The organism is Oceanicola sp. 502str15 (assembly GCF_024105635.1).
GTDB lineage: Bacteria > Pseudomonadota > Alphaproteobacteria > Rhodobacterales > Rhodobacteraceae > Vannielia.
Map to the genome: position 1 here is coordinate 394,724 of NZ_WYDQ01000001.1, position 22,448 is coordinate 417,171.

Sequence of the window (22,448 nt, forward strand, 5' to 3'; positions counted from 1 at the left end):
TGTTGCCACCCTGCAACAAAGCGGTCGCAGCATGCCCCGGCGGAAGGGCACAAGGGGTAGTGGCACAGATTCACCGTTGTCGCATGACTGGACGGCAAGTAGTGTCTGGCGCAAGTGCGCGGAGACCTGCCGAGGAGGGGGGTGAATCGTGCCGTATAATTTGAAGGCGAGAGGACATATTCCCATGCGTAGCGATTTCCGCACCGACCGCAGCGAAGCCAAGACCGCAATTTCCGCGGGGCAGGCAAACCGACGCCGCAAGCCGGCCTTTCTGGCGACAACGGCCATGGCGGCCGCGTTAACGCTGGCCGGGAACGCAGCTTCCGCACAGGTTACCGAATACTCCTACACGGGATCGGGTTCGAACATCTGGAGCAACAACTCCACGTTCAATTGGAGCGTTACTGGCACGACTTCGGCCTGGAACTCTCCGGGGGATGCTCTTTTCGAGAAAGCAAACTCTCCGCCCAGCCCGACGCTGATTGTGGATTCGACGATTGGCGCCGTGGTCGTGAACGACATTTGGGTCGACGCGACCGATTACGGGGGCGGTGGTGTCGGCGACCTCGTGGTGACGATACAGGGTGACCCGATCACGCTCTTTGACACCGATACCCAAATCTTCATCGATAACGACTTAATCACCGGTGCCTACCTGGCCGGGCTCGTTCTGGATGTTGATGTGTTCGGAGCGGCTACCGATGTCGAGGTCAATGGGGACGGCACTCTGGATGTGACAAGGAATTTCGAGGCGCGGTCATTCGACCTCAGCGGCTCGGTGGTGGCGACCGTGGGCGGCTCCGGCACGCTTGAAGTGTTCGGCGGAGGTCCGGTTGGTCTTGATATCGGCAGTGCGACTACCTTCGAACACAGCACATCCGGTACCTCCTCTGTCAATGCGCCGATCACCAGCGCCGGCACGCTCAACCAGTCGGGCTCCGGCACCCTGGAGGGCATCTCGCTGGAGATTACCGATGGTACGGTGACGGTTTCCGACGGTAAGCTCGATATCGCCGGAATGATTACGAACTCGTCCGCCGATACGCCGGGACTCAACATTACCGGCGGTGAAGTCGAGGGTTCCTCGTTGCAGAACAGCGGGACCGTGACCCTTGCGGGCGGATTGCTGGATGTGGATTCTGTCGTCAACAGTACCGGAAGCGTGCTCAACCTTTCGGGCACCGGGGCCACAGCCGGGGTCGATGGCAGCGTTACGAACAGCGGTGGTACCGTGAACATCACCGGGGCGGTCGCAATCAGCGGCACGCTGACACAGGCGAGTGCCAACCAGATTGATTTCGATGTCGATGGTGTTTCCACGGTGGGCGGTGTTACCGTTACTTCCGGCGAGATCGAAGTGACGTCCGGCGACACGCTCAATGTGACTGGTACGGGAGCGGGCGCGGTCACGATCGACGGCGGCACGCTGGATATTGACGGCGTGGTGGATGTGCAGTCCGCGACAGCGGGTGCCGTGGCCCTGAGTGACGGGCAGCTCGCCCTTGGCAGCAGTGGAAGCGGCGCAAATCTGACCGTTCAGAGTGGTGGCGTGAATGGCGGCATCGCGGTGAGCGGTTCCGGCCAGCTTTCGATGACGGCTGCAGATTCGACGATGACTGCCGATGTCTCCCAGACGGGCGGGGACGTGGATGCGCAGGGCACCATCACCGGCTCGGTCACATCCGATGGCGGCACTTTCGACGTTATGGGCGACCTCATCGTCACCGGCGATTTCGACAGCAGTGCAAATGCCGCGAACGCCGTGACGCTCACGGGCGACCTCTCGATCTCGGGCAGCGCTGCACTGGCGGCGATCAACAACCAGGGTGGGGACCGGGTCGTCACCGTCGATACCGATCTGAGCGGCGCCGCTGACGGAACGATCACACTTGCGGGTGCGATCATCCAAGATAACGGTGAAACCCTCACCGTGAACGCGGCCAGCGTTATTCTGGGCGCCGGATTCGATGGCGAAACCCAAAACGGCGGAACGCTGACCTTCGGCCCGGACATGGCGACGCTGACGGCTCAGACCGATCACACGGTGACGGGCAATGTCACCTACGATTTGATCGCGGATGGGCAGAACGACTTGGCGCCGGAAGTGACCGAAATTACTCTCGACACGGGCGTCACCGCGAACGGCAACGACCTTACGGCGACCAATGGCGGGGCGTTCATTGTCAACGGTACGGTCAATGATGCCGGTGCGATCCTCGTGGACAATGGCGGCTCGATCGAGGTTGCCAGCGGTCAGACGCTAAGCGGGACGGGCATAACCGTGACCAGCGATTCCGGCGCCGATGCGACCGTGTCCGGAGATGGCACCGTCACGACGGCGGGCACCCTCGCGGTGAGTGGTGATGGCAACCTGACCGTTGAGGCGGGCGCCACGCTGGAAGCGGGCGCATTGAACCTCACCTCGACCGGCACGCTGACTGTTGAAGGCACGCTGCGTGGCACCGGCAACACCACGAATAACGACATGCATGTGGTTCTCAGCGGTGTTGCTGGCGCGCTGGTCGACGAGACTGGCGGCAACATCAATAACGATGCCACTGCCGGCGCTCCATACGGCGTTTACGAGTTTGATACCGCGAATGGCACGGTGCAAACGTCGGGTCCGGGCGGCGAACAGATCGTCAACCAGAACGACGGGGTTTTCGATATCGACGCGGCAAACGCGACGATCAATGCAGAGAATGCGAGCGATGCCACCGATGGCTTTATCAACCAGGACAGTGCGCTGATCACCGTGGATTCCACCGGCGCGACGATCAACGTCATCAGCGGCAATTTCAACAACAGCGCTGGTGATGCCGGCGAGGTCAACGCGCATGCGGCAACGGACGCTGGTATACAGGTCGGGACGAACGCGGCTGGTGATCTGACGATCAATGCCGAAGGCTCCATCATCAACTCCGGCAACATCGACGTCGCCGCGGGCAGCACGCTGACGCTCGATGCCGATGTCGGGGGCGATGCACCCACCACGGATATCATCAGCCAGACCGGCGGCACGTTTACCAACCTCGGGACGGTCGACGCTACGGGCGAGATCATGAGCATCTCCGGCGGCATGCTCGACCACGACGGCACCGCCTTTACGGTGGGTACTTTGGCCGTGTCGGGGACGGGCGACGCGACGATGAGCGCGAACGCGACGATCACGACGCTGACACTCGATCCGGGCGGTGACTTCGATGTGGACGGCGGGACGACTGACGTCACCAATGACGTCGTGAACAACGGCGCGACTGTCGAGATCACGGCGGGTGAGTTGGACGTGGGCGCGGCTTCGGCAGGCGACGGGTCGTTCACCAACACCGCGGGCACCCTGTCGATCAGCGGCACCGGCGTGCTGGACGTTGGCCCCGGCGTGGACGGGCTGACGAACAGCGCCACGTTCAACATTGGCGGGGACGGGGCCGGGGCCGGCGCTGTGATCGGCGATGTGGACAACCAGAGTGCGATGACGGTCACCGATGACGCGGTTATCGGGGGTGTGTTCCTGCACTCCGGCGGCACTGTAACGTTCGGTGGCAACTCGCTGACCGCCAACGAGGTGGACATCTCCGCGAGCCTGGATATCGACGACGTCGCGGGGAGCGAGCTGATTTCCCTCGGCGACATCGACGTTACCGCAGGCACCGCGACCGTGAACGCCAATGCCGCGCTGACCGCGACAGCCGGGACGGGCGATCTCGACATCGAGAACGGCGCCACAGTGTCCACCGCTGGAACAACGACGACGAACTCGCTCACCAACGACGGCACCTTCACGATGACGGCGGGGACCTCGGATGTGGGCGTTGTGACCAACAACGCTGACGGTATCGTCCAGCATACGGGCGCGGGCGGCACGCTGACGGCGGATTCCGCAAACAACAACGCCGGCATCATCCGAGTGACCGGGGCCGGTGGCGGCATCGACATCACGGGCACGGCGACCGGCAACACCGGCACCATCGAGAACACCGGCTCGGGTGGCACTCTGACCGTTGGCAATCTTGACGATAACTCTGGGACGATCACCAACGCTTCGACTGGCGCCGGGACAACGATGACTGTTGGCGACGTGACCAACATCTTGGACGGCCAGCTCAACCAGACCGGGTCTGGCACCCTGACGGCGGGCGCGATCGTCAACAACGGTAACCCCGCCGATATCGCGGGTCCCGACACTCCGGCCACTGTGAGCGTTTCGAATGGCGTCCTCGACGCCTCTTCAGTCACCAACACCTCGGGCCTCGTCAGCGTGACCGGCGGCGACCTTCAAGCCGACACCTACTTGCAGAACGGCGCGACGGCGGAGGCGGTGACCCAGCTCGATGACGGCACGATTACCATGACAACCGCCGCCGCGCTGACCAACACGACCGGCACGCTCAACTTCAACGGTGGCCGGGTCGTGGGTAGCGTGACGAACACCGGAACGATCAACGTGCAATCGGGGTCGGGCGGGCAAGATCCTGACGTTACCGGCACCCTGACCCAGACCGGCGGAACCACCATCGTCTCGGCGGGCAGTCTGGACGCAACCGCCGCTGTGACCTACAGCGGCGGCACGCTCGACTTCTCCACCGGCGATGGCGCTGTGACCAGCGACGCACTGTTCACCTACTCCTCGAACGAGGCGCTGACGCTCGACGATGGCGATTCCATCGTCGGTGGTACCGTGACCTTTGCCGCGACGTCCGGGGCCATCGAGAACGATGGTCTCATCCAGGCGAACAACGCGACCCCGACAATCCTCAACCAGTCGGTCAACGGCTTCAACAACACCGGTGCGCTGACCGGGGACGTGGACAACGTAGGCATCCTGACCAGCTCCGGCGCGATCAACGGCGATCTCGACAATACCGGCACTGCCAACCTCTCAGGCACCGGCTCCGATGGTGTGAATGGCGACTTCGAGAACGATGGCACCACTGTGCTGACCGGTGATCTTGGTGTGGACGGGACGTTCACCCAGACCTCGGGCACGGTTGATTTCAACGGTCCTGCCACTGCGGACCCGGGTTTCACGCTCAGCGCGACGCTCGCGGATATCGACGCCGCTTTGGACGTGAACGGCGGGCGGCTCGACGCGGCTGCCACGGAAGTTGCGGATGCAGTTGCCCTGACGATCTCGGATGACACCGGGGTCGGCTCTGCCGAGCTGGGTGAACTGACGATGGAAGGCCCGGATTCCAGCGTGTCGAACACCGGCAGCGGTCAAGTGGATATCACCTCGGTGGACAGCACCGGCTCCGATGACGAGAACCTCGGCACGATAGAGAACACCGGCACCGGCACGATCGTGATCGACTCGACCTTCCTCAACCAAGGCACGCTGGAAAACAGCGGAGCCTTGAGCAACTTCACCGTCTCCGCAGATCTGGACAACGTCGGGATCGTCGAGCAATCGGGAACGGGCACCTTCACGGTGGCGAGCTACGACAATGCCGGCACCGGCTCGGAGCTGAATGTCAGCGACGGGCTGTTCACCATGGGCGGGGCACTCTTGAACCAGACCGGCACGGTCAACCTCAGCGGGGGCGGGCTCACCGCCAGCGGTGGCGTTACCAATAGCGACGATTTCAACGTCACCGGGGGGACGCTGACGGCCAATGTGCTCAACACCGGCGGCGCTGCGAACTTTGCGCTCGACAGCACAGCCGCGGACGGGCTGATCGTCGGCAACGTGGTCAACGAGGGGGTCATGAGCCTTGCGGGTGACGACGGAATTCTCGGGATCACCCAGGGCATCGACGGCAACCTGACCAACCAGGCCGGCGGCGCGATCACCCTGACCGGGGATCTGGAAGTCGACGGTGCTTTCACCCAGGGCAACACCGGCGGCGATGCAGGTTCCGTGACGTTTGACGGGAACCGGCTGACGGCGACCAGCGTGACCATCGATGCGCCGCTGACCATTGATGATGGGGGCATTCTGGAGAGCACGGGTGCAGTTGCTATCAATGAAGACACACCTGGCGATCTGACGGACGATCTGACCATTGCCAACGGTTCCACTCTGCTGGCATCGGGCCAGACGGTGACCGTTGCGGCCGATGCTCGGGTCAACAATCAGGCGGGCGGCTTTGTCGCGGCGGGGACGATCGTCAACGCCGGCGACTTCACCAATGCGGGCACGGTCGGGGCCGATGAGAACGGCGATGCACGGGATGCCACCGATGACACCATCGTCCATGGGATCACGGCGCTCAACAACGCCGGCACCTTCAACGCCCAAGCGGGCAGTGTTGTGAATGCGCTCGACTTCAACAACAACAGCGGCGGCGGGTTCAACCTGAATGGCAACACGACGCTCAACGGCATTCCGGATCAGGCCCCTGCCACGAGTGTTGCAGGCGGCAACTTCACCAACGCGGCCGGTAGCACCTTCGATGACGCCGGAGCCTTTACGCTGACGCTCACCGACGGCGACTTCACCAACAATATCACCAACGGCGATATGCTTCTGGATAACGGTGGCATGATCACGGTCAGCGACGGCAACTTCGTGAACAATGGTACTTTGACGGTGCAGGGTGCCGCCTCGGTCATCACGGTCAGCAATGCCGCTTCGAGCTTCAGCGGGGGCGGCATCATTGATCTCGAAGATGGCGCGAGCGCCGGGACCGGCACCACGGATGACGTTCTCACCATCAATGGCGCCGTCACCGGTGGCGCCACGCTGCGGTTCGATGTGGATCTCTCCGGTGCGGGGGCCACGGATGTTCTGAACGTGACGAGCTTCAGCGGCGCGCTCTCGTTCAGTGCCGATGTGCTGGCGACCGGTGGTATCGTTTCGCTGGACCTCATCAATGGCGATACGACGGGGCTGAGCTTTGCAAGCGGAAACGTAATTACGTCCAGCGGTTCCAACACTTACCTGCTCCAGAACAACGGAGTAGGGGGCGTGGATATCGTCACCGACACCGGCTCCGGTGCCCTTGCGGTGGCGGGCAACATCAGCCTCGTGCAGTCTCTGATCGGCACGATCGTGAACCGGCCGTCCTCGCCCTTCGTCTCCGGGCTTGCCTATGAGGACGACGACAACTGCGGCACCGGCTCCTGGGCCCGCTTCACCGGCGGCTCGGCCAAGGGCACGGCGCGCACCAACAACGGCGTGACCAACCTGCCCTCGACCGTGGAGGCCGATTTCTACGGCTTCACCGGCGGTGTGGACTACGGCTGCTTCGACGTGGGTGACGGCGCCATCGACATCGCCGGCGGCATGATCCTCGGCTACAACGGCGGCTCGACCACGCAGGACGTGTTTGCCACCAACTTCGGCACCACGCCGCCCTCGCTCGGGGCCTACCAGTCGACCACAACTGCGGACTTCTCGCAGACCTACGTGGGCGGCTACGTGGCCATGGCCAAGGACGCATGGTCCGCCGATGTGCAGCTCCGGTTCGAGAATGCCCAGTTCGAGTTCAACAACCCGAGCATCGACCTGCGCAGCGCCGAAACCGAAACCCAGTCGACCACGCTCTCGGGCTCGGTGAGCTACAGCTACCCGCTCTCCGACGATCTGACGCTGGTGCCCACGGCGGGCTTCGGGATCACCCGGTCGTCGACCGACGATCTGGTGTTCACCGATGCCGGCGGCACCGAGACCGGGCGTCTTTCGTTCGAGGATCACACCACGAAGATCGGCTTTGTCGGGGCGACCATCGCCAAGACCACGATCGGCGAGGCGGGCGACAGCGCGACCAACAAGTTCATCACGGCCACCTACTACGGCGACTTCTCGGATGATCAGCAGGCGACCTATACCTCGGGTGGGGCGACGCTGCCGGTGACCACGGAATCGCTGGGGGACTTCGGCGAGCTTTCGATCGGCCTGAGCTACATCAAGATCCTCGACGGGCAGGTGGGCAAGGCCAAGCAGCTGAACGCCTCGGTGCGTGCAGATGCGCGCTTCTCGGAGGATGTGGAGGCGCTGAGCCTCACCGCCCAGGTCCGGTTGCAGTTCTGATCCGGCCCGGCCCCGTGGAGGGGCGTGAGCCAAACGTGACAATTCCCGGGGTGCCCTTGCGGCACCCCGGTTCTTTCTGGCAAGGTGCGCGAGCATTGTCCGGGAGGATTTGCCGGACCTGTCAGTTATTTGTGCCTTTCAGGTTAGGACCGATCCTGCCAGTATATTGCGAAACGATCATTGGAATGCGCTGCGAGCCCTGAATGAGCTGGTTTTCTAAAGTCGCGTGGAAGGAAGGGCTGTTTCTGCAGCCGCATCACTTTCAACAGAGCGACCGCTATTTTGAGAAGTTGCTGGAGGCCCGCACGCGGTTGGCCTCGCCATACCCGTGGGGTTTTTCCCAGATCGAGATTGATCGGGACGTGGCGCAGCAGATGAAGTTCGGGTTGCGCTCCGCCACCGGCATCTTTCCCGACGGAACCCCCTTCGACATGCCCGGCACCAGCCAGTTGCCGCCCCCCGTCGACATCCCCGAAGGCTCGGAGGGCCAGACCGTTTGGCTGACGCTGCCGATGGTGCAGGTGAACGGGCGCGAGGTGGGCACCGAGGACGAGGCGTCCCGCGCCGCGCGCTACCGGCTTTCGGCCGAGACCGTGGCCGACAGCACCGCCTCTATGCGGCTGGAGCAGGATATCGAGGTGGCCCATCCGCGGGTCGAGTTCGATGTGCGCAAGACCGAGAAGCCGGGCTACAACTGCCTGCGTCTGGCCCGTGTGGTCGAGGTGCGCGACAAGACGGTGATCTTCGACGAGAAGTTCGCGCCGCCGGTGCTGACCATCCATGCGCACCCGGTCGTTGCCGGCTGGATCGAGCGGGTTGTCGGCTGGGTCGAGACCAAGCTGGAAAGCCTTGCCCGTTATGCCTCGGACCCCTCCTCGGGCGGCGGGCTTCAGGCGACCGACTACTTCATGCTCCTGGTGCTGAACCGCGAGATCGGCCTGCTGCGCCACTATCGCAACAGCAAGTACATCCACCCCGAGGAGCTGTATCAGCTGTTCCTGCGGCTGGTGGGCGAGCTCTGGACCTTCGACGAGAAGCGCCTTGCCATCGAGTATCCGCCCTACGACCAGGACAATCTCGAAGAGATATTCGAGCCGATCACCCGCGACATCCAGCGATTGCTGAGCCGTGATGTGGGCCGTGCCGTGCGCCTGAATGTCGAAGAGCTGCGCCCCGGGTCGGGCAGCTTCATGGCCAAGGTCACCGATCGCAACCTGTTCCGCGATGCCGCCTTCGTGCTGGAGGTCAGCGCCGACAAGCCGCTGACCCAGATCCAGCAGCAGTTCCCGGCGCTCTGCAAGGTTGGACCAAACACCCAGATGAATGCTATCGTGAATAGCGCCCTGCCGGGGCTGGAGCTGGTGCACATGCCCACGCCGCCGCGGCAGATCCGGTCTGTCACCAACCACGTCTACTTCAACATCGACAAGAACAATCCGATGTGGCGCGAGTTCTCGACGGCCCCGGCGATCGGTCTGCACTTTGCGGGCGACTGGCCCGATCTCAAGCTGGAGATCTGGGGCATCCAGGAGAATAGCTGATGAGCGATGAGAAGGACTCTGGCAAGACCGTGATTCGCCCGATGCCGGGCGGAGGTTTCGGTGGCCAGAAAACCACCGGACCGGGCTCGCAGAAAACCGTGATCGGCGGCTCGATGCCCGCGCAGGGCGGCTGGGGAAGCCCGCCGCCCGCAGCCTCGCCCCCTCCGGGGCAGGGTGGAGGCTTCGGCGGCCAGGACAGCGGCTTTGGCGGCAATGACAGCGGCGGCGGCGACGTTTGGGGCGGTGGCGGAGGCGCTGGCGGTGGCCAGCCCGGCGGCGGAGGCGGGGGCTTTGGCCCGCCCCCCGGCCAGAACCAGGGCTTCGGCGGCCCCAACGACCATGCCAACGCAGGGCAGTGGATGGGCGCCAAGCCGCAGCAGGAGGGGTTCTTCCCCGAGATGCGCAAGGAGGAGCCGGTTCAGCGGGCTCCGGTGAAGAAGATCAGCCTCGATGCGGCTCTGAGTGCCAAGACCTCGGGCATGTCGGCCGATGCCAACCCGATCGTGGCTTCCTGCGCCTCGCTTCTGGTGCTGTTCGGGCGGCTGCGCAGCCAGGTTGTGGACATGCACGCGGTGCCGCTGATGCAGCACGTGACCGAAGAGATCGAAGCCTTCGAGGAGCGGATGCTGGAGCGCGGCGTCGACCAGACCGATGCGCTGATTGCAAAGTACTGCGTCTGCGGTCTTGCCGACGACGTGGTGCAGAACTTGCCGGGCACCGACCGCTCGGTCTGGCTGCAATATTCGATGTCGGCGCGGTTCTTCAACAAGCGGACCGCGGGTGTGGGCTTCTTTCAGGAGGTCGACAAGGCGCTGCAGAACCCGATCCACAAGTATCACCTGCTGGAGCTGATGCTGATCTGCCTGCAACTGGGCTTCGAGGGCCAGTATCGCGCCATGCAGGGCGGCGACGTGAAGCTGCAGCAGACCAAGCGCGGCATCTACGAGGCGCTGCGCCGGGTGAAGGCGCGCGGCGATGACGACATCAGCCCGCGCTGGAAGGGCATCGAGCTGGCCGCGCGGCGCAGCTTTACCAAGGTGCCGGTCTGGGCCTATGCGATCCTGGCCTCGGCCATCCTTGCGGGCGGCTACTTCGGGATGCGGCTGATGCTGACGACCGAGGGCAACGAGCTGACCACAGAGATGCGCGAGCTGCACCCGCGCGAGATGATCGAGCTGGTGCGCCGGACCGCAGGCCCGGTGACGCCGCCGCCGTTGCCCGCGGCCCCGCCCGACACCAGCCAGTTCGACCGGCTGGCAGAGGCCTTTGCCGGCAACGATGCGATCACGGTGGAGATCAAGGGCGACTTCATCATCGTCAAGCTCGACAACTCGATCCTCTTCGACTCCGGCAAAGCCGATGTGAAGGAAGCCTTCATTCCGCTCGGTGAGGAGATTGCCCAGGTGCTCGAGGCCGAGCCGGGCCCGATCCGCTTTATCGGCCACACCGACAGCGACAAGCTCTCGGGCCGGGGCAAGTACAAGAACAATTTCGAACTTTCGGTGGCGCGCGCCAAGAGCGTGGCGGGCGTGATTACACCGCTGCTCTCGGACGGGGAGCGGGTTGAGGTGGACGGGCGCGGCGAAGACGAGCCGATTGCCTCCAATGATACCTCGGAGGGCAAGGCCCTGAACCGCCGGGTGGAAATCATGATCCAGCGCGAAGAGACGCTGGAACAACAAATTTGATTGCACGGCGAGGGACGCCGTTTGAACGCTAGTCGCCCCCAGGGCGGAAGGAACGCGAGATGAAACGCTGGATCATCGGAACGCTGGTCGTCCTCTCTCTCATTCTGTGGTTCGTGGTGGTGTGGTTCGCCTTCCCGCTGGTGGGCTTTGGCGAGGCCACCCCGTTTGAGCCGATCTGGGTGCGCATCCTGCTGATTGCCGTGGTCTGGCTGACGGTGGGCACGGTCTACCTGATCAAGTTCATCCGCCGCCGCCGCGCGGCGCGCGCGCTGGAAGAGGCGCTGACCGAGCAGGAAGTGACCGGCGACGGCGAGGTGCTGGGCGAGAAGATGGGCGAGGCGATGTCCGTGCTCAAGAAGTCCAGCGGATCGAAGAGCTTTCTCTACGACCTGCCGTGGTACGTGATCATCGGCCCGCCCGGCTCGGGCAAAACCACCGCGCTGCTGAACTCCGGCGTCAAGTTTCCGCTCGCCGAGAAGGGCGAGGGGGCCGTGGCCGGTGTGGGCGGCACGCGCTATTGCGACTGGTGGTTCTCCGAAGAGGCGGTGCTGATCGACACCGCCGGGCGCTACACCACGCAGGACAGCGACGCCGAGGCCGATGGCAAGAGCTGGGCGAGCTTTCTCAAGCTGCTGAAGACCTATCGCGCCAACCAGCCGATCAACGGCGTCATGCTGGCGATCAGCCTTCAGGAGCTGATGACCGCCAGCCCCGCCGAGATCGAGGCCCATGCCGAGATCATCCGCGCCCGTCTCAACGAGATCAACGACGAGCTGCGGGTCGATTTTCCGGTTTACGTGATGTTCACCAAGGCCGATCTGATCAGCGGTTTCATGGAATTCTTCGGCTCGTTCAGCCAGAGCCGGCGCCAGAAGGTCTGGGGCCATACCTTCCAGACCGAGAGCAAGAAGGAACAGACGGTCGAGCGCTTCAACGAGGAGTATGACGCGCTGGTGAACCGGCTTTCCGAGGAGGTCACGGACCGGCTGCAGGAAGAGCCCGACGGGATCAACCGCATCGCCATCTTCTCCTTCCCCGGCCAGGTTGCCATGCTGCGCGACCGGCTGGGCGACTTCATGCGCGGGGTCTTCGGGCACACCCGCTACAAGGTGGCCGCCAACCTGCGCGGCTTCTACTTTACCTCCGGCACGCAGGAGGGCACCCCGATCGACCAGGTGCTGGGGGCGATGCAGCGCAACTTCGGCGGCATGGCGCAGGGGCAGATGTCGGGCAAGGCGAAAAGCTTCTTTCTGCAGGATCTGCTGAAGAAGGTGATCTTTGCCGAGGCCGGGTGGGTGAGCACCGACAAGCGCGCCGTACGCCGTGCCGCGATCTGGCGCTATTCGACGATCACCCTGATCGTGCTGGCCACGCTGGGGATGCTCGGGCTCTGGGGCCTCAGCTTCTACCAGAACCGCCAGCTGATCGACACCGCCGAGGCCGCGATTGCGGACTACGAGCTTGCGGCGCAGGACGAGATCAACTCGGGCCGGGTCGAGGATATCGACCTGCTGCAGGTGCTGCCGCACCTCGAGATGCTGCGCAACATGCCGATGGGCTACGCCGATACCGAGACCGAGGCGCCGCTCAGCGAGAAGTTCGGCCTCTCGCAGCGCGGCTCGGTGCGCTCGGCGGCCACGGTCACCTACCGGCAGGCGCTGGAGCGGATGTTCCGCTCGCGGCTGATCCTGCAACTGGAGCAGCAGCTCGAGAACTTCATCCGCACCGGCGAGGTGCTGGCGGTGTACAAGACGCTGAAGGTTTACAAGCTGCTCGGCAACCTCGCGCCGCAGAGCGACGACGAACTGGTGATCGGCTATTTCCGCGATGACTGGCGGCGCAACACCTATGCCGGCACCAACAACGAGACCCGTGCCGCGCTGGAAACCCACCTGATTGCGATGCTGGAGCTGGACGCCGCGCAGCAACCGAGCTTCGAGCTGAACGGCGCGCTGATCGACCAGGGCGAGCGGCTGCTGGCGCGGATGAACATCGAGGATCAGGCCTATAGCCTCATTCTGGCGTCGGCCGAGTTTTCGGGGGTTGAGCCCTTCACCATCTCGGGGCGGGGTGGGCGCGATGCCGACCTGGTGTTTGAGAGTGTCGACGGGCAGGCGCTGGACGAGCTGGTGATTTCGCCGCTCTACACCTACGCGGGCTTTCACGAGTTCTTCCTGCCGCAGCTCAGCCAGATTGCCGAGAACCTGCTGGAGGACCAGTGGGTGATGGGCGAGTACGCCGCCGAGGCGCAGATCGAGGACCAGATCAGCGGGCTCGGTCCGGTGCTGTTGCAGCGCTATACCAACGACTGGATCGAGGAATGGGACCGGGTGCTCGGGCTCGTCAAGCTGCGCCCGATGAGCGCCGACAAGCCGAGCTACCAGTCGCTGGCCGCGGCTGCGGCGCCGCGCACCTCGCCCATTCTGCTGCTGACCACGGAGATCGTGGAAGAGACCTCGCTGACCGCCGAATACAACAAGGGCGACGATGAGCCGCCCGCGGGCATGGACACCGATGCCGCAGCTGCCGCTGCGGGGGACGTGGCCGGTGACATCGGCAAGCGGGCCGCGGCGGTGTTCGTCAACCGCCAGTCCGGCCTTGCCCGGATCGGTCTCGACGTGGTGTTCCGCAAGAGCCAGGAGCGCGCCGGCAGCAGCGGTGGCGGCGGTGGCGGCGTGACGCGCCTGCCGGGGGCCGAGATCGAGGCCTACTATGCCGACTGGCACGACCTGATGGTGGGCGATCCGCCCCAGCGCCGGATCGACTTTCTGGTGCAGACCCTTGGCGACATGCAGCGCACGCTGATCACCGCCGTGGACTTCCCCGAGGTGGCCGACCGCGAGATGCCCGCCAAGCTCGGCGCGCTCAAGCAGGCCAGCTCGCGCCTGCCGCGCCCGATGGAGCGGATGATCCAGGAGGCGGTGGACGACTTCGAGGGCGATGCCGCCAATACCTCGGTGGCGCGCCTCAACGAGCTGCTGAACCAGCAGGTCACGCAGGTGTGCCAGGCGGTGGTGGACAGCAAGTTTCCGTTCTCCAAGGCCAGTGCCCGCGACGTGGGGCTGGTGGATTTTGCCAAGCTCTTCGCGCCGCAGGGCGTGATGGACCGCTTCTTCCTCGAGAACCTGAGCCAGTTCGCCAATATCAACGGCACCACCTGGACCTGGAAGGACAGCGGGCCGCTGGCCGGCAAGCTCTCGACCTCGACGCTCAAGCAGTTCGAGCGAGCGGCGGCGATCCGCGATGCCTATTTCCCTACGGGGGGCGGCATTCCGCAGGTCGACATGGAGATCGTGCCGACCTCGCTGCATGGCGCGGTGGAGACGGCGCAGCTCACGATCAACGGGCAGGTGGTTCTGACCCGGCGCAAGGGCAACACGCCCGCCAACGTCACGTGGCCCGGCAGCCTGTCGGGGAGCAACGTGGAGCTGGTCTTCACGCCCGACATGCGCGGGCGCAAGTCGAACGTGAGCGAGGGCGGAAGCTGGGCCTTCCTGAAGTTCCTCAACACCGGCCGGCCCAAGGTTTCGGGCAACACGATCGCGGTGCGCTACACGATCGACGGGCGCCACATTGCCTACAAGATGACCCTTGCGACCGATGTGAACCCCTTCTTCATGAACGAACTCACCGAGTTCAAATGCCCGACCGGGCTGTGATGGGAGGCCGCTGACCGCATCATGCCCCTCGGCCTTTTTGGAAAACTGCCCGCCAAGGGCGACTTCATGACCCGGGCCATGCCGCCCGAGGTCTTGTCGTTCTGGGAGGACTGGCTCGAGAAGGCGATGAGCGGGGCCAAGCACCATCTGGCAGGGGAGTGGGCACAGGTCTACGAGGCGAGCCCGGTGTGGCGGTTCTGGATCGGTCCCGGGGTCTTTGGCCATGCGATTGCCGGTGCGCTGACCGCTTCGGTCGACAAGGTGGGGCGGCAGTTTCCGTTGACGCTGGTGCTTTCGGGGATGGGCCATGCCCATCCGGTGCCGCCGCTCTCGGACCCGATGGAAGATTGGTACGGCACGCTGGAGCGGGCCCTGCTGGCGGCCAAGACGGCGCATTTCGATGGTGATGTCGATGGCTTCCTGGCCTCGCTGCCCGAGCCGAATGCCGCGCCCTGCGCCCTTGGCGAGGACCGGCGCAACGCCTTCTTTGCCTACGGCGAGCACGGGCTGGGGCAGATGCTGGCGGATGTGCGCGACCATGATCACCAGCTTGCCGCCTTCGAGCGCAGCTATTGGTGGACCGGGGGCAACGACTATGTCGGCCCCGGCATGATCGCGCTCGACGGGATGCCCGATGCGGCCGGCTTCATGGCGATGCTGCGCGGCTTCGGCCCGCCCGCCCGGGTGAGCCAGCCGCCTGCCGCCGTGGCTGCGGCTGGCGCGGCAGGTGCCGAGGCGGGCGCGAGGGCTGCCGCCGGGCAGCGCCCGCGCGAAACCACCGTGCCGCCGCGCGATCTGATCGGAGACGCCGAGGAGGCCGAGGCCGCCGCCGCCTGGGGGGCGGAGGCCCCGCGGGAAGAGCTGGCCTGGGCCGCGCCGTCGAGCGCGGTGGAGGATCCGGCCTGGACGGCGGCGATCACCGGCGACGAGGCCGAAAGCCCCTTCGATGCTCCTGAGGAGGACTGGGACTTTCCCGATGCCGGCCCCGCCGAGGAGGCCGCGCCGGAGCAGGAGCCCGAACCCGAACCGGAGCCCGAGGAGGCCGCGGAAGACGATCTCTTCGATGCCGGACCCGAACCCTATGGCATCGGCGGGCAGGGCGCGGGCGAGGACATGTATGCCAGCCTGAGCGATGCCGAGCCGGAGGGCGTGCCGGAGGAAGAGGCGGAGGCCGTTGCCGAGGTCGCGCAGGCGGAGGAGTCGCCGGAAGACGCGGCGCCGGTGGGGCTGAGCGCGGTTGTCGACGTGTCGATGGTGGATGATGCGGATTTTCCGATCGAGGGAGATTTGCCCGATGAGCCGGAGGCCGGGGAGGCCGCCCCGTCGTTGAGCGCCGTGGTCGATGTGTCGATGGTGGATGACGCGGATTTTCCGATCGAGGGAGATCTGCCCGATGAGCCTGAAGAGGAACCGGCCGGAGCGCCTGAAGAGCCTCTGTCGGCGCGGGAGATCGAGCCCGAGCCTGTGCCCGAGCTTGCAGACGCACCCGCTGCGACGGCGGAAGAAGAGATGCCGGAGGGCGAAGACAGCCCCTTCGGCACCCCAGGCGATGACGATGACGACGAGGGCTTGGGCAAAAAGAAGGCCGGACTCAGGGGGTTCTTCTCCCTGCGTGGCCGCGGGAAGGATTGACCCATGACCCTCCGTAACGGAAACTTGGCAAAATCCGCCACACTCAAGGGCCCCAGGGCCGGGGCAACCACGCTATGAATGCAAAGCAGTTCAGGTTCGAGACCGGGGAGATCAGCCATACCGGCTACGCCCGCGACCATAACGAGGACAACCTATACACCTACCCTGACGGGGGGATGTGGGTTGTGGCCGACGGGATGGGCGGGCACCACGGTGGAGATTTTGCCTCGGGTGTGATCGTTCAGCACCTTGCCAGCGTGGGCCACGCCACCTCCGCCCCCGATCTTCAGGCCCGCTTCGTGGAGCGGATCAACCGCGCCAATGCGCAGATCCAGCAATATGCGCTGAGCCAGGGGGCGACCATCGGCTCGACCGTGGTGTCGCTGCTGGTGTTCGAGCAGCACTTTGCCTGCGTCTGGTCGGGCGACAGCCGGGTCTACCTGATCCGCGATGGCCAGCTTACCCAGCTCAGCCGCGACCACACCGAGGCCAACGAGCTGCTCGACCGGGGCGCGATCACCCCCGAGGAGGCCGCCAACTGGCCGCGCAAGAACGTCATCACCCGCGCCATCGGCGTGCATCCCGATGTGCACCTCGACCACAAGTATGGCACGCTCAGGAACCGGGACACCTTCATCCTCTGCTCCGACGGGCTCACGGCCCACGTGGAGGATCATGAAATCCTTGAAATTGCACGGAAGCATCAGCCGCAAAAAGCCTGCGACATGCTGCTAGACCTGACCTTGCAACGCGGCGCGACCGACAATACCACGGTTGTGGTGGTGCGCGCCTTCGACAAGACGGAAGTGACGCCCATGACGGCGATCTTCGATCTGCCGGAAGAAGGGATCTGAGCCGAATGGCCAGCGACGAGCAGGAAAATGGCAAGCGCGACAGCCAGAAGACTGTCATCAGCACGGCGGCCCCGACCGGCGTGGCCATCGGCACGCAGATCATGGGCACCTTCGAGATCACCGAGCACATCGCCACGGGTGGCATGGGCGAGGTCTATCGCGGGTTCAACATCCACACCGAGGAGCCGGTGGCGATCAAGATCGTGCTCGCCGCGCTGGCCCATGACGAAAAGATCCTGAGCCTGTTCCAGAAGGAGGCCACCGTTCTGGGCCGCCTCCACCATGACGCCATCGTGCGCTACATGCTCTTCACCGTCGATCCCGGCATCCAGCGCGCCTGCCTGGTGATGGAGTTCGTCGAGGGCCGCTCTCTCGCCGACTACTACGCCGAAGAGGGCAAGATGCCCGTCGAGGATGTGAAGACGATGATGCGCCGCGTCGCCTCGGGCCTGCAGAAGGCCCACGACCTCGGCGTGGTCCACCGCGACCTCAGCCCCGACAACGTGGTCATTCAGGACGGGCTGATCAGCCACACCAAGATTATCGATTTCGGCATCGCCAAGTCGGCCAACTTCGGGGGCGGCACGCTTCTGGGCGGACAGTTTGCCGGGAAATACGGCTATGTCAGCCCCGAGCAGCTTGGCCGCTTCAAGGGCGTGGTCGACGGGCGCTCCGACATCTACAGCCTCGCCCTCGTGGCCGCCGCCGCCTGCCGGGGCGAGCCGATCGACATGGGCGACAGCCCCGCCGAGGCGGTGGAACGCCGGATGGACGTGCCAGACCTCTCGGGGGCCCATGACGAGCTGCGCCCGCTGCTCGAAATGATGCTGGCTCCCGATCCTGCCAACCGGCCCGAGAGCATGTCGCAGGTGTTGCAGCTGATCGACAATCCAGCCGCGCTGGCGGCATGGCCCGCCGGGATTGACGCCGGGCTTCAGGCCGGTGCCGCGACCTCGGTGCCGCCGCAGCAGTCGATGCCGCCGCAGTATTCGCAGCCGCCCCACAGCATTCCGCCGCAACAGTCGATGCCGCCCGCGGGCGGGGCGACGGTGATTTCGCAGCCTCCGGCCTATGCCTTCACCAACCCGCCGCAGCAGAGCATGCCGCCGCAGGAGGGGGCCACCGACAGCCCGTTCCCCGGCTCGGTGCCGCCGCAGCAGACCGGAGTTGGCTCCACGCTTCCGCCGGCGCAGACGCTGCCTCCGCCCCAGCCCGCCAAGAAGGGCAAGGGCGGGCTCATCGCCGCGCTTCTGGCCGTGGTGCTGATAGGCGGCGGCGGGGCAGGGGCCTATTTCGGCGGCTTCATTCCCGGCGTCGGTCCGGGGGGCGAGGACGGCCCGACCGTTGACCCCGATGGGCCCGAGGGTCGCAACGACGGCACCAACACGGCCGATGGCAGCAACACCACGACGGGTTGCGGCACCACCGTGCGCTTTGACGACAACGGCAACCCGATCGACGATTGCGAGGATGGCACGGAGACCGGGGACGGGACCGAGGCCGCCGATGGGACCGAGACCGGGGACGGGACCGAGGCCGCCGATGGGACCGAGACCGGGGACGGGACCGAGACCACGGATGGGACCGAGACCGCCGATGGCACCGAGACTGCCGACGGGACCGAGACTGGCGATGGTACCGAGACCGGGGACGGGACCGAGACTGCTGACGGCACGGAGACAGCCGACGGGACCGAAACCACCGACGGCACCGAGACCACCGATGGCACCGAAACCGCCGAAGGCACCGAGACCGGCGATGGCGCCAACACCACCACCCCGCCCGAGCAGCTTGCGGGCGGCGAGATCGGGGCTGTGGATGATGGGCTCGATCCGGGCGAGGGCACGGTGATTGCCGAGGCCGCCGCCAGCACCGACACCCCGGCGCAGATCGACTTCGGCACCATCGGCCGCATGATCGCCTGGGTGAACACCTACTCCACCCCGCTCTGCGTGCATGTCGGCATCCGCTCCGCCGTGCCAGACGACTTCGAGATCGAAGGCTATGCCACCTCGGTCGATCCGTTCTGGGAGCTGCTCACCCAGTTCCGCGACGAGTTCGGCACCGAACCCAAGATCGGCGTGCGGCTGGTGGACGAGAGCCAGTGCTCGGTTGTCACCTTCGTCAAGAACCTGACACGCTCCGACGCCCGCCCGCCCAACCTCAAGCTCGACCGCGACGTGCTGAAGGCGGGCGATCCGATCCGCGGCACGATCGACCTGATCGACGGGCGCAACGTGACCCTCTTCCTGATCGACAGCCAGGGCGGCGCCTACAACCTCACCTCGCGGCTCAAGCCGCAGGAGGATGGCACCGCGACCTTTGCGCTGGCGCTCCGGCCGCAGGGGGCGGATGACCGCGAGATCGTGCCCTACCTGATGCTGGCGATTGCCACCAACAGCAAGATCGGCAGCGCCGACACGCAGGCCGGTACGCCGACGAACTCGCTGATGCCGATCATTCAGGCCGAGATCCGCCAGCGCGGAACCGAGGAGCAGAATGCTGCCTCCGCCGCGCTGGGCTACTTCCGCTTCGACGACGACGCCCAGTAGGCCGCCTCGGCGGCGCGGGCTTGATCTTGCCCGCCGGGGAGGGGAGAAGGCGGGCACGACCGCATGAGGGATATATGGCAAAACGCATCTACATTCTGAACGGCCCCAACCTGAACCTGCTGGGCAAGCGCCAGCCGGACATCTACGGCCATGAAACCCTGGAGGACGTGACCGCGGCCTGCCGCAAGGTGGCGGGCGAGGTGGAGATCCGGGCCGAGCAGAGCAACTTCGAGGGCGGGCTGGTGGAGCTGATCCACGAGGCGCGCGAGGACGGGCTGGGCATTGCCATCAATGCCGGGGCCTATACTCACACCTCCGTGGCGATCATGGATGCGCTCAACACCTTCGAGGGGCCTGTGATGGAGGTGCATATCTCCAACGTCCACAAGCGCGAGAGCTTCCGGCACCACAGCTACATCTCGCTGAGGGCCGACGGCATCATCGTGGGATGCGGCACGCAGGGCTACGAGCTGGCGGTGCAGCGCATCCTGCGGATGACCGGCAAGGGCTGAGGCGGGAAGGGCCGCGATGGGTCATCCTCGGGCTTGACCCGAGGATCTCTCCCCCACTCGCCCGCTGCCCCCATCTCTCCGCAAAACACCCGCCGCCCCAACGCGAGGGTGCTCCGCATCGTGGAGGTGGCTTGCGCCGGGTGTCGCGCTAGACCGCCTCAGAGCCAATCCTGAGGGCAAACCCCGCCTCGCGCAGCGTGTCGGTGATCTGCTCCACGTGGCCCGCATCCCGCGCCTCGATCACCACCTCGAGCTCGGCCTGCTTGAGCGCCACGCTCTGCATCATCCGCTGGTGGATCACCTCCACCACATTCGCCCCGGCTTCGCCGATGATCGCTGCAATCTGCGCAAGCTGGCCGGGGCGGTCGTCGAGCTTGAAGATCAGCCGGGTGATGCGCCCGTCGCGCACGAGGCCGCGCAAGATGAGGGTAGAGAGCATCCGGCTGTCGATGTTGCCGCCGCAAACCACGAGGCCCACCTGCTTGCCCGCATAGCGTTCGGCATGGTTCTTCAGTACCGCGAGGCCGGCCCCCGCCGCGCCTTCGGCCACCAGCTTCTCGTGGGAGAGCAGGTCGAAGATCGCGTCTTCGATCTCGGCCTCGCTGGCCTCGTCGATGCGGTCGACCGTGTTGCGGATGATCTCGATATTGGTGGGGGAGGGCGCGCGCACGGCGATGCCTTCGGCCAAGGTCGTGCCGGTGGTGTGGGGGGATGTGCCGTCGAAGGCGGCCTTCACCGCGTCGAAATACTCGGCCTGCGCCCCGACAATCTCGATGCCGGGCTTCATGTCCTTCGCCGCCGTGGCCATGCCCGCGATCAGCCCGCCGCCGCCCACCGGCACGACGATCACGTCGAGGGCGGGGTTCTGCTCCAGCATCTCCAGCGCCACGCTGCCCTGTCCGGCGGCGACCACCGGATCGTCGAAGGGGTGGATGAAGGTGAGGCCGCGCTTTTCGGCGAGGTCGAGGGTGAAGGCGACGCTCTCGTCGAATCCGGTGCCATGGAGCACGACCTCGGCCCCGAAATCGCCGGTGCGCTTGACCTTGTTGAAGGGGGTGCCCTCGGGCATGACGATGACCGAGGGGATGCCGAGCCGGGTGGCGTGATAGGCAACGCCCTGCGCGTGGTTCCCGGCCGAACAGGCGATGACGCCCGCCGCCCGCTGGTTGGCATCGAGCGTCAGCAGCTTGGCCAGCGCGCCACGGGCCTTGAAGGCATTGGTGTGCTGGAGGTTTTCGAGCTTGAGGTAGAGATCGAAGCCGAGCTGCATCGAGAGCCGGGCGGCGCGCACGAGGGGGGTGCGCACGGTGTCGGGGGCGATGGCGGCGTGGGTGGAGCGGATGAGGGCGGGGGTCAGGGTCATGTGGGCGGCGTCCTTTGGTGCCCGCGAGGCTTCGCTGTGCGGGCACCGAATGTCAACGTTCCCGCCGCCGGGTCAGCCGGGCAGGCGCACGACCATTTCGATCTCGATCAGCAGGTCGGCCCCGGCCAGTGCGGCCACGCCGATGCCGGTGATCGAGGGGGTGGCGCCGGCGAGGAAGGCCAGCACATCGGGGTAGCAGGCGCCCATCGCGGCCTCGTCGAGGCCGACGACATAGAGGCGCATCATCGCGATGTCCGCCGGATTGGCCCCGAGCGCCTCCAGCGCGGCGGCGCAATTGGCAACCGCGGCCCGGGTCTGCGCCTGTAGCCCCTCGGGCACCGGGGCGCCGCCCGGAAGGGAGGCGACCTGGCCGGAGACGAAGGCCATCCGCCCGGGCTCGACGACCGAGATCTGGGAATAGCCGAGGGCGGTGCTGTCGGGCATGGTTTTCGGGTTGAGGCGGGTGACGGGGGTGCTCATGGGGCGCTCTCCTTGGCTGCGTGGAGATTTTCGCTACCCTGCGTTGACGCGGCGGAACAGGGGCGCACCGGGCCACTGGTGACAGGGTTGTGTCAGGAGGCGTCCGCAAAGCCCCGTTCAGCCTGCGCGCAAGATTGGTGCAACTCGCCGCCGCCCTGCGCCTCAATTGTGCGCCGCGCCGACCTGTGACGACAG

Annotated in this window: 10 protein-coding genes; 8 read left to right on the top strand and 2 right to left on the bottom strand. The window is 65.6% G+C overall.

Going from position 1 to position 22,448, the window contains the following annotated elements; translation table 11 throughout:
• Positions 1-184: 184 nt before the first annotated feature.
• The 8 genes from GTH22_RS01890 (at position 185) to aroQ (ending at position 20,410) form a co-directional block, all read left to right on the top strand.
• Entirely contained in the window at positions 185-7,972 is a 7,788-nt protein-coding gene (locus GTH22_RS01890) for a hypothetical protein (protein ID WP_252942853.1), read from the top strand.
• Between the two features lie 203 nt (positions 7,973-8,175).
• Positions 8,176-9,513, top strand: a complete 1,338-nt coding sequence (gene tssK, locus GTH22_RS01895) for a type VI secretion system baseplate subunit TssK (protein ID WP_252942854.1) — start codon at positions 8,176-8,178, stop codon at positions 9,511-9,513.
• Positions 9,513-11,201 carry a type IVB secretion system protein IcmH/DotU gene (gene icmH / locus GTH22_RS01900; RefSeq protein ID WP_252942855.1) on the top strand — a complete coding sequence of 563 codons (1,689 nt, stop codon included), beginning with the start codon at positions 9,513-9,515 and terminating at the stop codon, positions 11,199-11,201. The genes tssK and icmH overlap by 1 nt, the downstream gene beginning before the upstream one ends.
• Before the next feature lie 59 nt (positions 11,202-11,260).
• Entirely contained in the window at positions 11,261-14,860 is a 3,600-nt protein-coding gene (tssM, locus tag GTH22_RS01905) for a type VI secretion system membrane subunit TssM (protein ID WP_252942856.1), read from the top strand.
• Positions 14,861-14,881: 21 nt separating this feature from the next.
• Positions 14,882-16,492, top strand: coding sequence for a type VI secretion system-associated protein TagF (gene tagF, locus GTH22_RS01910; RefSeq protein WP_252942857.1), 1,611 nt, complete (start codon positions 14,882-14,884; stop codon positions 16,490-16,492).
• Positions 16,493-16,566: 74 nt separating this feature from the next.
• Positions 16,567-17,346 carry a PP2C family serine/threonine-protein phosphatase gene (locus GTH22_RS01915; RefSeq protein WP_252942858.1) on the top strand — a complete coding sequence of 260 codons (780 nt, stop codon included), beginning with the start codon at positions 16,567-16,569 and terminating at the stop codon, positions 17,344-17,346.
• Positions 17,347-17,351: 5 nt separating this feature from the next.
• Entirely contained in the window at positions 17,352-19,898 is a 2,547-nt protein-coding gene (locus tag GTH22_RS01920) for a protein kinase (protein WP_252942859.1), read from the top strand.
• Between the two features lie 74 nt (positions 19,899-19,972).
• On the top strand, positions 19,973-20,410 hold the full coding sequence (gene aroQ, locus GTH22_RS01925) for a type II 3-dehydroquinate dehydratase (protein WP_252942860.1): 438 nt from the start codon (positions 19,973-19,975) through the stop codon (positions 20,408-20,410).
• A 148-nt stretch (positions 20,411-20,558) separates the two neighbouring features.
• On the opposite strand, the gene GTH22_RS01930 is transcribed toward aroQ, so the two are convergent.
• On the bottom strand, positions 20,559-21,773 hold the full coding sequence (locus tag GTH22_RS01930) for a threonine ammonia-lyase (RefSeq protein ID WP_252942861.1): 1,215 nt from the start codon (positions 21,771-21,773) through the stop codon (positions 20,559-20,561).
• A 72-nt stretch (positions 21,774-21,845) separates the two neighbouring features.
• Positions 21,846-22,253 (bottom strand): RidA family protein, encoded by a 408-nt coding sequence (locus GTH22_RS01935; RefSeq protein ID WP_252942862.1) that lies wholly within the window; start codon positions 22,251-22,253, stop codon positions 21,846-21,848.
• Positions 22,254-22,448 lie beyond the last annotated feature (195 nt).